At 65.3% G+C, this 12162-nt stretch carries 12 protein-coding genes; all 12 read left to right on the forward strand.

All coding sequences use genetic code 11. The features are described from left to right. Positions 1-30 precede the first annotated feature (30 nt). The 12 genes from tnpC (at position 31) to THSYN_RS32670 (ending at position 12143) form a co-directional block, all read left to right on the forward strand. A complete protein-coding gene (gene tnpC / locus THSYN_RS32615) occupies positions 31-1617 on the forward strand; it encodes an IS66 family transposase (RefSeq protein WP_100918359.1) in 1587 nt (528 codons plus the stop codon). A gap of 265 nt (positions 1618-1882) precedes the next feature. Further along, positions 1883-2281 (forward strand): type 2 periplasmic-binding domain-containing protein, encoded by a 399-nt coding sequence (locus THSYN_RS32620; RefSeq protein ID WP_157818101.1) that lies wholly within the window; start codon positions 1883-1885, stop codon positions 2279-2281. A gap of 142 nt (positions 2282-2423) precedes the next feature. After that, positions 2424-3020 (forward strand): PQQ-dependent catabolism-associated CXXCW motif protein, encoded by a 597-nt coding sequence (locus tag THSYN_RS32625; RefSeq protein ID WP_157818102.1) that lies wholly within the window; start codon positions 2424-2426, stop codon positions 3018-3020. Positions 3021-3435: 415 nt separating this feature from the next. Continuing rightward, on the forward strand, positions 3436-3510 hold the full coding sequence (gene pqqA, locus THSYN_RS37565) for a pyrroloquinoline quinone precursor peptide PqqA (RefSeq protein ID WP_100923330.1): 75 nt from the start codon (positions 3436-3438) through the stop codon (positions 3508-3510). 95 nt (positions 3511-3605) lie between these two features. Continuing rightward, on the forward strand, positions 3606-4520 hold the full coding sequence (gene pqqB, locus THSYN_RS32635; RefSeq protein ID WP_100923208.1) for a pyrroloquinoline quinone biosynthesis protein PqqB: 915 nt from the start codon (positions 3606-3608) through the stop codon (positions 4518-4520). Positions 4521-4757: 237 nt separating this feature from the next. Then, on the forward strand, positions 4758-5495 hold the full coding sequence (pqqC, locus tag THSYN_RS32640) for a pyrroloquinoline-quinone synthase PqqC (protein ID WP_100923209.1): 738 nt from the start codon (positions 4758-4760) through the stop codon (positions 5493-5495). Next, entirely contained in the window at positions 5492-5797 is a 306-nt protein-coding gene (pqqD, locus tag THSYN_RS32645) for a pyrroloquinoline quinone biosynthesis peptide chaperone PqqD (RefSeq protein ID WP_100923210.1), read from the forward strand. The genes pqqC and pqqD overlap by 4 nt, the downstream gene beginning before the upstream one ends. Continuing rightward, positions 5763-6914, forward strand: a complete 1152-nt coding sequence (gene pqqE / locus THSYN_RS32650; RefSeq protein WP_100923211.1) for a pyrroloquinoline quinone biosynthesis protein PqqE — start codon at positions 5763-5765, stop codon at positions 6912-6914. The genes pqqD and pqqE overlap by 35 nt, the downstream gene beginning before the upstream one ends. Before the next feature lie 308 nt (positions 6915-7222). After that, a complete protein-coding gene (locus THSYN_RS32655; protein ID WP_100923212.1) occupies positions 7223-9346 on the forward strand; it encodes a polysaccharide deacetylase family protein in 2124 nt (707 codons plus the stop codon). A 561-nt stretch (positions 9347-9907) separates the two neighbouring features. Next, positions 9908-10489 (forward strand): hypothetical protein, encoded by a 582-nt coding sequence (locus THSYN_RS32660; protein ID WP_100923213.1) that lies wholly within the window; start codon positions 9908-9910, stop codon positions 10487-10489. Further along, the gene (locus tag THSYN_RS32665) at positions 10486-10962 is read left to right on the forward strand and encodes a hypothetical protein (RefSeq protein WP_100923214.1); all 477 of its coding nucleotides are present in this window, start codon (positions 10486-10488) and stop codon (positions 10960-10962) included. The genes THSYN_RS32660 and THSYN_RS32665 overlap by 4 nt, the downstream gene beginning before the upstream one ends. A 623-nt stretch (positions 10963-11585) precedes the next feature. Next, positions 11586-12143, forward strand: a complete 558-nt coding sequence (locus tag THSYN_RS32670) for a hypothetical protein (RefSeq protein WP_157818103.1) — start codon at positions 11586-11588, stop codon at positions 12141-12143. The last annotated feature ends 19 nt before the right edge of the window (positions 12144-12162 follow it).

The raw sequence follows: 12162 nt of genomic DNA on the forward strand, positions 1-12162 counted from the left end.
AGAGTGCGCCAGCGCCGCCACGCCCCCGCCATGCACCTGAGCGATCACGACCTCAGACAATTCGACGACGCCTACCTGCAGACGCTCACGTCGGCGCAGGCGCGGGTGCTGTTGGGCAAGGCGCTGGCGGACCTGAAGGCGGCGCGCGAGCGGCTGGGGCAGAACCCCTCCAACAGTTCGCGGCCACCGAGCACGCGGCTGCCGTGGGAGGGCACGGGCGGTCAGGACACGCCCGCTGGCCAGCCCGACGTCCCCGCGGGGTCGCAGGACGGGGCCGCTGCGGCAGACACCCCCGGCGACGCTGAGCCGGCGGGGCCGGCGGCGCCCCGGCCGCGCCGTCAGGGCTCGCACCGGACGGTCACCGGCCAGCCCCCCGGTCGGCGCCCGGGCAGCCCGGGGCACAGCCGCACCCAGCACCTGCCGGTGGACGCCGAGCAGCCTCACCGGCCAACCTGCTGTGCGGGGTGCGGCCAGGCGTTGACGGATGCTCATGTGGCGCGGGCACACAACGCCCGCTACGAAATCGAGCTGATCCAGCCCGGTGCCGGCGCGACCGGACTGCTCCTGCGCCAGACCAAGCACATCTATTTTGAATGCTGCTGCGATTGCGGCCACTGGACGCAGGCGCAGCCGGGGCGCGCGGCGGGCGAGGTCGAGTGGACGGTGGCCCTGACCGAGTGGCATTTGGCCGGACCGTTGCTAGTGTCCTTCATCTGCGCCTTGAGCCAGCGCATGCGGTTGTCGCGGGCGCGGGTCCGTGAGTTTCTGTCCGATTGGCTGGGTCTGGAGTTGTCGAGCGCGACCATCAACCAGTGCCTTCACGAAGCCGGACGGGCGGTGGCCCCGGTGGTCGAGGCGGAACTCTACGCGGCGGTGCGCAATGTCGAACTGCGCTATGCCGATGAAACCAGTTGGAAGGAGCATGGTCGGCTGCGGTGGCTGTGGGTGTTCACCTGTGCCACCGCCACGCTGTTCGTCGTTGGCAAGCGCTCGGTGGAGGTCGTGCGCCAGGTGCTCGGCGAGACCTTCAACGGCTGGTTGATGAGCGACGGCTTCTGGGCCTATCGCGACCTGGACCAACGGCTGCGCTGCCTGGCCCACCTGATCCGCAAGGCCCAGGCGCTGGAAGATGGCTTGGAACCGGCGGCCCAGCGCTTTGGCAGCGAGATCCTGACGGTCATCGCGACGGTGATGGCCGCCGTTTACGACGCCCGCGGCGCCCCGCCCCCCGTCGGGGTGTTGCGCGCACGGCATGCGCGGATGCTCAACGCCCTGCTCGACGAGTGCCTGCGTCAGGTCGATGCGCCGCATGAGAAGATGCGCGCGCTGGCGCGCGAGTTGTTCAACGACTGGGACACCTTCTGGGTGGTACTCGACCATCCGGAGTTGCCGTTGACCAACAACGAAGCCGAGCGCGCCCTGCGCCACTGGGTCATCGCCCGCCGCATCGGCATGGGGACCCGCACCGCGCAGGGCACCCGCGCCTTCGCCCACCTGGCCAGCGTCATCGAGACCTGTCGCAAACGCGCCGTCTCGCCCTGGCCGTATCTGGCCGAGGTAGTCCGCCAGCGCCGCCAAGGGCTTCAGGCCCCGCCGTTGCCCTTACCTGCCATCTGACCGATCGCCGCGACCGGCCGTGATCATAATTGCGGCCCGGCCGCGGCTGGCACGCGTCGCAGCCGGGGTCGCTCCTACGGCGTCGGAGCGGTTCCCGGCCGCGACGGGCCGCCGCAAGGGCTGATGGCCGGATTTATGATCAAGGCCGCCGCGACCCGCCGGGACTCCTTGGCACCCAGCACCCAGGGGGGGCTAAACGGTTACCGCCGGCCTCACGCTAAAGGGCCTCGACGACCCCGCCGCCAAGGGTCTGCGGATCGGCGTGGTGGCCGGCACCCCGCCGGTCAGCCTGCTCACCCGCTATGACCTGCTCGGGCAGACGCGCTCCTATGAAAGGGCGGTCGACACCCGCTTGTATGCCCCGGCGCGCGATGCGGTGAACGATGTCGCCCGGGGTGAACTCGATCTGGCCGTCATCTGGGGTCCCATCGCGGGCTATGCGGCGCGCCAACAGCCGGTGCCGCTCACCCTGGTCCCGCTCCCGGCGCAACAGGACGGGGTGCCGCTGGCCTTCAGCGTCTCATTGGGCATCCGCCCCCGCGAGACCGCCTGGAAGCACGAATTGAACACCCTGCTGGAACGCCTCGCGCCGCAGATCCAGACCATCCTGCAGGGCTACGGCGTCCCCTTGCTCGACAACCACGATCAACTGATAGCCCCATGATCATCGTTGCGCAAGCCGCCCAGGCGTCCCACACCGGCGGTCGCAGCTTCACCCTATGTTCGCGCAGCGACGCTGTTTAGCGACCCGCTGCTGCTACTCGCCCGTCGCGCTGACTCATTCTCCTTCCAAGTCGAGATCCGACATGCCATGCCCACCCTCTACCCGCTGTCCGTCTGACCCCAGGCCCCGGCGCCGCATCATTGCCCTGGCCGGTCTCCTCGCCCTCATGGCAAACCCCCGTGCCGAGGAGCCAGCCCCCCTGTTCAACCCCGAAGGCTATCGGATCGACGCCTTCGTCGCGCCGTTACCGCAGGGCGTTCCCGGAGCGGCCACGGTCGGGACCGCAGAGGTCCAGGCGATGATCGCCGCCGGCGACGCCGTCCTGATCGATGTCCTGCCCGCACCCCCCATGCCCGTCGGCCTGGGAGACAACGACCGCTGGCTGCCGCCGCCCCACCGCAACATCCCGGGCTCCACCTGGCTCCCCAATGTCGGCTATGGCAGCATCTCCGACGACCTGACCGAGTACCTGCAGCGAAACCTCCAGCGCCTGACCGGCGGGGACCACACCCGGCGGCTGATCGTCTATTGTCGCGCCGACTGCTGGATGTCCTGGAACGCCGCCAAACGGCTCGCCGCCTTGGGCTACACCGCGGTCTACTGGTACCCCCAGGGCACCACCGGGTGGGAGGAGGCGGGATTGCCGCTGGAGACGCGCAAGCCGCCGCGGCGGCAGTAGTTGCCCTGGACCCGGGACTGGCGCCGCCGGACCCTCTCGGGGCTGGGCGTCCAGCCGACGGCGAACGCGCAATCGGGTCACGGTGAAGGTCCGTGCGACTGTGAGTACAAGGCCGGACGCTGGCGTGCTCCCGCGGCCTTCGGTCAGGCCCGTCGCAACCGGTCGCAGAGTGTCCCACCCCTGACACAGAGCACAGCGCCGCCGCTCCCGCGCAGGTGGCGGGGGCCGCCGAAACCAAGCGTGGACCCGGCGCTTGCCCAATCCGAGCCGGCTGGCACGTCCTTTGCTGAGTGTTGAATCAACCAAACTGTCGCTTCCCCCCGCGCCCGGGAGCAGGCTTTGGTCGGTCGCTGCCCCCCTCGGGTCGGCCGCGGATTACAGCCAACCAACCACCTTTCAGGAGGCGAGTGCCGACATGACCTGGTCAACCCCCGCTTACGAGGATCTGCGTCTGGGCTTCGAGATCAACCTGTATATCAACAACCGGTAGATCGCCCGCGACAACCAGGCCCCGGGGACTCCCGGGGCCTTTCACCGAGCACCGAACTCCCGTCAATCGCCCACGGCACCCTCGGCAGTCCGCCTATGCATATCCGCGTCCTGGGTTCCGGTGCCGGCGGCGGCTTCCCGCAATGGAACTGCAACTGCCCCAACTGTTCAGGGGTCCGCGCCGGACTCATCAGGGCCACGCCGCGCACCCAATCCTCGATCGCGGTCAGTGCCGACGGTGACGACTGGATTCTTTTCAATGCCTCGCCCGACATCCGCGCCCAATTGGCGTCATTTCCGGCCCTGCAGCCGGGCCGCCGGGTGCGCGATACCGCCATCCGCGCCATCCTGCTGGTGGACGCCCAAATCGACCATACTACGGGCCTTTTGATGTTGCGCGAGCACACGGCGCCCTGGGATATCTACTGTACCGCGGCGATCGCACAGGATCTCAGCAGCGGCTTCCCCATCTTCAATATCCTGGCCCACTTTCGCGGGGTCAACTGGCACGAGGTCCTGACCGACCGGTCCGACTTCGCCATCCCCGGGGCGGCGGGGCTGACCTTTACCGCCGTGCCCCTGAAGAGCGAGGCACCCCCCTACTCACCGCACCGTCACAATACGGTCCCGGGCGACAACATTGGGGTGCGGGTGCGCGACGAGCGCACCCACGGGACCCTCTTCTATGCCCCGGGCCTGGGCCGCGTCGACGATGAGGTCTTCGCCTGTATGCAGGAGGCCGATTGCCTGCTGGTGGACGGGACCCTGTGGACCGACGACGAGATGATCCGCTCCGGCATCGGCGACAAGCCCGGCAGCGCCATGGGGCACCTGGATCAATCCGGCCGCGGCGGTATCATGGAGCACCTGGGCCGCCTCACCGGGCCGCGCAAGATATTGATCCACATTAACAACACCAATCCGATCCTGGACGAGGACAGCCCCGAGCGGCACGCCCTGGAGGCGGCCGGGATCGAGGTTGCGTATGATGGCATGACGATCGAGTTGTAGGAACGGTTCACTCATAAGTTAAGCAAGTTCCTTAAGGAAGTCGATTAAGAATTGCTTTCAGCGTCGTTGTCGTTGTCGTTGTCGTTGTCGAGGTTATCGTAGCGCCCCGGATTCTCTCGCACCACGAATTGCATCGCCTCTTCGATTACGACAACGACAACGACAACGATTGTGTCGTGTTTAACTTGTTCTTGACTGGTTACTTAGCGCTTTGCCGCGCCTAATTGCGGAGCACCGATGACTACAGACCTGGACGCGCCCTGGACCAGGGCCGAATTCGAGCAGCGCCTGCGCGACAAGGAGCGCTATTACCATATCCACCATGAGCTCCATGTCCTGATGAACACGGGCCAGGTGGAGAAGCCCGTGATCCAGGGTTGGGTGGCGAATCGCTTCTATTACCAGACCGCCATCCCGCTCAAGGACGCGGCCATCATGGCCAATTGCCCGGACCGCGATGTGCGCCGCCTGTGGGTACAGCGCATCATCGACCATGACGGCACCCAGGGCGACGAGGGCGGGATCGAGGCCTGGCTGCAACTCGGGGAGGCGGTGGGCCTGACCCGTGACGACCTGCTGTCCCACCGGCACCTGCTGCCGGGGGTGCGGTTCGCGGTGGACGCCTATGTCGACTTCGCGCGCCGCCAGCCCTGGGAGGTCGCCGCCAGTTCATCCCTCACCGAACTCTTCGCCCCGACCATCCACCAGGCGCGACTCGACGCCTGGCCGGAACACTACCCCTGGATCGAGCCCAAGGGCTATGCCTACTTCCGCAAGCGCCTCGCCGAGGCCAGGCGGGACGTGGAGCACGGGCTCGCAATCACGCTCGACTATTACCGCACGCGCGCCCAGCAAGAGCGTATGCTCGAGGTGCTCCAGTTCAAGCTCGATGTGCTCTGGACCATGCTGGACTGCATGTGGCTCGCCTATGTCGCCAAGCGTCCGCCCTATCACAATGTCGGGGGTCGGCCATGAGCCCCGCCCAGCAGGCGCCGGGCGGCATAGGTCCGGACGATGTGCCGCGTCTGTCGCCCATGTTTCGCCTCCAGTGGGAGGAGGCTCAGGGGTGCCGGGTCCTGCTCTACCCGGAGGGCATGGTCCGGCTCAACGGGCCGGCCGGCGAGATCCTCAACTGCTGCGACGGGGTACGGCCGGTGGCGGCGATCATCGGTGAACTGGCCGAGCGCTTTCCCGACGCGGCGACCCTGAGCAATGACGTCTACCAATTCCTCGATAAAGCCCATGAAAACCAATGGATCGACTACGCCCCGGCCTAAGCCGCTATGGCTGCTGGCGGAGCTGACCTATCGCTGCCCGCTACAATGCCCCTACTGCTCCAACCCGCTCGATATTGCCCGCTACCGCAATGAGCTCAGTACGGACGAATGGATCAGGGTCTTTCGCGAGGCGCGGGCCATGGGCGCCGTGCAACTCGGCCTCTCCGGCGGCGAGGCCCTGGTGCGTAAGGACCTGGAGGAGTTGATCGCCGCGGCCCACGGCCTCGGCTACTATACCAATCTGCTCACCTCCGGCCTCGGCATGGACGAGCCGCGCATCCGCGCCTTCAAGGAGGCGGGGCTCGACCACATCCAGATCAGCTTCCAGGCGAGCGGTGCGGAACTCAACGACTTCATCGCCGGCACCGCTTCGTTCCAGCACAAGCTGGAGATGGCGCGCCTCGTCAAGCAATACGGCTACCCCATGGTGCTGTGTTTCGTCCTGCACCGCCACAATACCGACCAGGTGGAGCAGATCCTGGATATGGCCCACGCCCTGAAGGCGGACTATGTCGAGCTGGCAACCACCCAGTATTACGGCTGGGCGCTGCTGAACCGCGATCAACTGCTCCCGACCCGCGCCCAGGTAGAACATGCCCAGGCCGTGGCCCACCGCTATCAGAAAGAGCTCAAGGGCCGCATGAAGACACTCTATGTCGTCCCGGACTATTATGAGGAGCGCCCCAAGGCGTGCATGAAGGGCTGGGGCGCCATCTTCCTCACCGTCGCCCCGGACGGCACCGCGCTCCCCTGCCACGCCGCCGGCGGACTGCCGGGTCTCAGCTTCCCCAACGTGCGCGACCACGGCCTGGAATGGATCTGGAACGAGTCCCCGGACTTCAATAAATTCCGTGGTTTCGGGTGGATGAAGGAGCCGTGCCGGACCTGCCCGGAGCAGGCCAGGGATTTCGGCGGCTGCCGCTGCCAGGCCTATCTGCTCACCGGCGATCCCGCCAACGCCGACCCGGTCTGTGCCAAGTCGCCCCATCATGCCGAGTTGACGCAGAAGGTGCAGGCCATCAACGCAGCGGCGCCCTGGCCCGGGCCGGCGGCGCCGCTGATCTATCGCAACTTCCGCAATTCCAAGCGGCAGATGGGCAGCGACTTACCGGACTGACCGACGGGCCTCCACCACCATTGCCGCCGCTGGCGCCGCGGCTGTAGGGTGCACAAGCGCAGCGCAGTCCACCAACACTCCGGCCCCCTTTGAGGGTGACATCCGTCGCGGCCTGGGGGTCGCTCCTACGGCGTAGGAGCGGCCCCCAGGCCGCGACGGGTTGCCGCAAGGACCTGTGGGCGCAGTTATCATCAAGGCCCCCCTCGCCGTTTGCTGATAAGCTGGCATCAAGGTCTGGTTCCCCCCTAGCCCACCAAGACGGCCGAAGTTACAATCAAGCCCGACCGGCCTATTGAACGGAGTTACCGATGAATATTTTCACCCGCTTTCCGGCCATCGACTGCCCGCTGGAACTGCACTGTGAGCCCGGCGGCAAGCACCCGGCCTTTACCGTTTCCTTCACCGCAGACGGCGCGGTCCCCTTTCCCCAGGTCATACTGCGTGCGGCCGGAACGGAGACCTTGTTCAACGGCGACGCCATTCACGCCGACCAAGGCGGACCGGCCGAGTGGACCTATGCCGTCGCCGTGCCCGCGGGGACCGTCATCGGCGACCGTATCGACATCCAGGTCGAGGGCTGTCGCCGCGCCGATATCGGCCTGGCCCAGGGCGGGGACTGGATCAAGGAGGGCCGCGAGCTGCGTCTCATTCATCCGCCGCGCCCGCGGGCGGAGATCCGCGCGACACTTTGCGATGGTGCCGAGGTCAAGCTGTATTTCGGCATCCACAAGCACATGCACCAGCCGTATTACAATACGACTGACCGCAACGCCTGGGACGGCGAGAAAGACCAGATCTTCGGCTCGCGCGGCGGTAGCTATACCGATTACATTCCCATCGCTGTGCAGCAATACATCGATGGCGGGCTCCCGCACGCCGGACTCTCGACCAGTTGGAGCGGCTCGCTGATCGAACAACTCGATCGCTGCGCCGCCGAGGGGCTCTGCGGCGGGCGCTTCGCCAGCTGGAGCGAGGCGCTGCGCCGGCTGGCCGGGGCTCACACCGAACTGGGCAACCCGCGTCTCGCCTTCTCGGCCTTCGGTTTCTTTCATCCGCTGATGCCGCTGATCCCGCACCAGGATATCGTGCGCCAGATCCTCTGGCATCGCGACCTGATCCAGCGTGTCTTCGGGGTCGCGGCCTCGCGGGTCCTGTTTCCACCGGAGACGGCCTTCCATGTACGCATGATCCCGGCCCTGGTGGAGGCCGGGGTGACGGCGGTGATCTATGACTCGATCCACCGCGCCCGCGCCTGCCGCGATTACCCCTATGCCGGCCTCGCGGAGGGCATGCTGCCGCCCAATGCGGCCGAGCAGGTCAATCCGCCGATGGATGATTGGCTGCAATTGCGCAACATCTGGGCCGGCTCGACCATCTCGCCCGGCCTGCTGCGGCCCGAGTATGTCGGCTATGAGGACCCGGACGGCACACTCCACAAGATCATCGCCGTCCCGGCCGAACGCTACATCGGCAACGAGGACGCCCGCGGCGGCTTCGGCGCGCTCCAATATCCGGACGTGCTGGGCCAGGTCTATGAGCGCATCGTTACGACCGGCGGCTTCGACCCCGCCCATCCGCCCTTCTTCCTGCTTCACTCCGACGGCGACAATCACGGCGGCGGGGCGGACAGCTATTACCGGGACAACACCGGCCGGCTGGTCGACTGGCTGCGCCAGGACAGCCGCTTCGAGCTTACCACCGTCGAGGACTATCTCCAGCGCTTCCCGCCCGACCCCGCCCGGGTGATCCATATCGAACCCGGCTCCTGGGCCGGTGCCGACAATGGCGACCCGCAATTCATGAAGTGGTTCAGCCGCTACGACCAGCCCTACTCGCCCGATCTCAACTCCTGGGCCGTACTCACCGCCTTCCAGGACCTGGTACATACCCTGCAATGCTGCGAGCCCGACCATCCGCAACTGGCCGCCGCCACCCGCCTGCTCTTGACTGCCGAGACCAGTTGCTACTGGTACTGGACCGGCCAGCAGATCTGGGACCAGCAGGTCACCGACGCCGCCAACTTGGCCATCGACCTCATCAAACCCGCGATCGAGGGACTGGTCGCCACCGGCCGTGACCGCGCCGCGCCCACCATCTTCGCGCCCTGGGTCATGCCGGAGAATCCCGGCGGCAAGCGCTGGGGACAGGGCTGCCTGCGCGATGCGCCGGCGCAAGGCACCGCCCACACCTTCGTCGCCGACTGTTCCGGTCTGAAACGGGTCGAACTGGTGCTGCGCACAGCAGACGGAGAACGCCGCCTGACGATGCAGAACCAGGGGCCCTATCCCTCCCATACCGGCGCGCGGGTGACGGCACACTATTTCACCGCCGAGTTGCCGGTCGGGGTCGGTGATGTGCGTTACTACATCGAGGCCGAGGACCGCTGCGGCAATGTCGCCAGGGGTGCGCTGGAGCGCATTTGGCTGGCCTGACCCGGCCCCCCGTCGACGACGAGGCGGAAGACCTGCTCCGCGTATCTGTCGATCGACTGACCCCCGGCGATCTGCCAGCGAGGTTTCGCGCTCGGGTTCTGGCCGACCCGCAACCCGCACCAGCAAGCCCGCCTGTCTGGTGACATCCCACATGGCGTACGCACCTTGCGGCGGTCGACGGGGGGCTGAGCGCTTCGATGGTGAACGTTTCTTAACGACTCGGTCCTGAAAAGACGAACATTTCTCTGCATAGGTTGACGGGTTGTAGATCGTGGACTAACCTCAACAGGTGAATGCACGGGGGCGGGCGGGACGGCGGCGACGGGGGGCTCCGGCGACCGACGTTGCTCGTACCATTCGTTGCTGACGGCGCCATTGAGGAAAGGTTTTGGCGATCTCGTGAAGTGTTTCTCCTCTTTGCCGGAATGTTTACGACCATCGTCGGTTAATTCGCGTCAGCGAACCAGCCTTTTCTCGCTTCAGACCTCTGGATTGACCCCGGCCGCTTTTTCCAGGCCCCTTTTCCCATAATCGAGACCGTCGCTGCGGGGAGGATGCGATTTGCCTGACCGAAGCATTGTGTTTGCTGGTGACAAGGTAGCGCTTATTGTCCGGGGCAAGACCTCCGCGAAGCATTCACCTGGAAATCTCGCACAGCACGCCGATTGCGTGCGCTCGAATGGCTCGCCCGTGGGCTATTTCGGCGCGCCTGGCGAGGGTAGCGCTTACCTCACGTCGGCGGTGCTCATCGGTATCCGCGGCGAGGTCTACGACTTGGACGGGTTCAAGAAGAATCGACCCTACTACATTGATGCGAAGGTCGCTCGCGGCTACGGTACAGTCTCGACGGCTCTGGTAGTGCGCGTACCGGGTTCACAGGCAGAGCGCTTCGACGACTATTGGAGCCGTCTCAGCGCGGACCCAAGCACGTTCCGCCTGCTCGGCAAGAACTGCTCCACCCGCGCTTCGGGCGCCTTTCGCCATGCCGGCATCCTTGCCGCCGGCATCCCCGGGCTCGACACGCCGAATAATCTCTATAAGCAACTCGTGAGACAGCGACGCGACCTCTGCGAAAGCTACTCGGGATACATCGGCTTCACGACGGCGGGGGGCAACGCGACCATGGTCGTCGAAGACCCATGAGCGCGCACCTGCGGCGCTTCAGGTTTGCGGCGGCTGCGTCGCTCGCGGCGGCGCTCACCGTGTTCAGCCTAAATAGAGAGGAGCTTTTCGCCATGACCGATCCGTCTGTGCAAATGGGGTGGGAATGGCGCGCCGAGCGCGCGCTTGAGCAACGAGTGGGTCTGCGGCTCATCCAGATCAAGATAGAGGGAAGTGGTTTGTTCGGCATTGGTCGCTCCCCGTCGCTTGGCGGTTCGCTGCCCGATCCTCAGCGCGTTCAGGCGGATGTCATTTCCGTAGAACGGCCGGGTTTGGCAGCCAAAGGTATCAGGATCGGATTTCGCATCCCCAAGGTAGAACTCCGGGGGGCGCGCGAGGGCTCGCTTGCTGCAATCGGCATTATTGGCGAAAACGTCGTGTGCTTCGCTCCGGCGCCGGTGGAGGTGACCGAAGCCTCGCTGACCGGCTGGATATCCGAAGCGCCGTGTCCCTGAACTCACTCTGATACTCGCGCGTAATCAGGGGCTACGGACCATGCTTCGTTAGGGGCTCTAACGTGAGGATAAGCGGGATGAGCTAATAAGGGTAGTTGGCGACGGACCACGGTGCTCTTCGCACTCTCCATCGCGTCCTTGAGCAATTGAGCCTGGTCGGTCCGGAGTCTGTCCCGATATCTCGCTCCTGATATTGCTCTCCCGATATTGCTCGAGATGACCCGGAACGGCACCGCCGCCCAGCACGGCCGCAACGGTCGCACATCGAATAGAGGATCGAGACCATGCAAAGTTCGCTGCCCGCCGCGGTGATCGCTTTGACCATGTTGCCCCCCCGCGGCCCATGCCGCAAAGAACATGATTGTCTGTCGGGACGCCAACGGAAAGGCATATTTTACGGATGTCCGCTGCCCCGCGGAGACGACCCGGGAAGGCACACGCAGGGCCCCGCAGGCCCAGACCTACAATGGCAGGCAGAGCATCGATAGCGACCTCAGTCAGGAAGGTCCCGGTGGCGTGGGGCGAGAGGAGCCCCGACGGCGGCAGCGTAGGATCGCGGCAGAGTCCTTGTTTTGTGCAACGAACATGAATGGTTGTAGAACACGCGATTGCGAGATCCGACAATGATAAAGATACCCTTCCCGAACATGGCGCTGAACGATGTCGCCCTTGATGCAGCGACCGCTCCTAGAATGTTTAATACACGTATCGTACAGAAAGGTGACGAACCGTTTTGGCTTCTAACGAATGTCAAGTCAATCGCCGGGGGTGCTCCCGGTGGAAAGATTCGGGGATTAGTCCTCCACTGTCATGGGGTTGTGACTAGTGTCGGCGGTCCTTTTTCCGGACTCAGCCTCGGCACCGGCATCGGCATTGATGATCTCAGACATTTCACTATCATTCAAGGACTGGTTGAGCGTATCTATATCGACGCCTGCCAAGCCGCGGCGGGAAGCAGCGGCCAACTTTTTTGCAAGACAATGGCAAGGGCTGCCAAAGCGGTCGTCTACGCGGCGGATACGGACCAGAAAACGAATATCTCAGACTACCAATTTCTTTTTCAAGGCGGCGTAATTGACGACTTTGAAGGACAGATCTGGCGGTTCGACAAAGAAGGTAACGCGAGACAGACTTCACCGACCCCTCCAGACGGCTCTGGTCATTCCGATCTCCTGGACTGAACATCCGGAGCAGGCTACC

Origin of the sequence: Candidatus Thiodictyon syntrophicum (assembly GCF_002813775.1) — a bacterium.
Classification (GTDB): domain Bacteria; phylum Pseudomonadota; class Gammaproteobacteria; order Chromatiales; family Chromatiaceae; genus Thiodictyon; species Thiodictyon syntrophicum.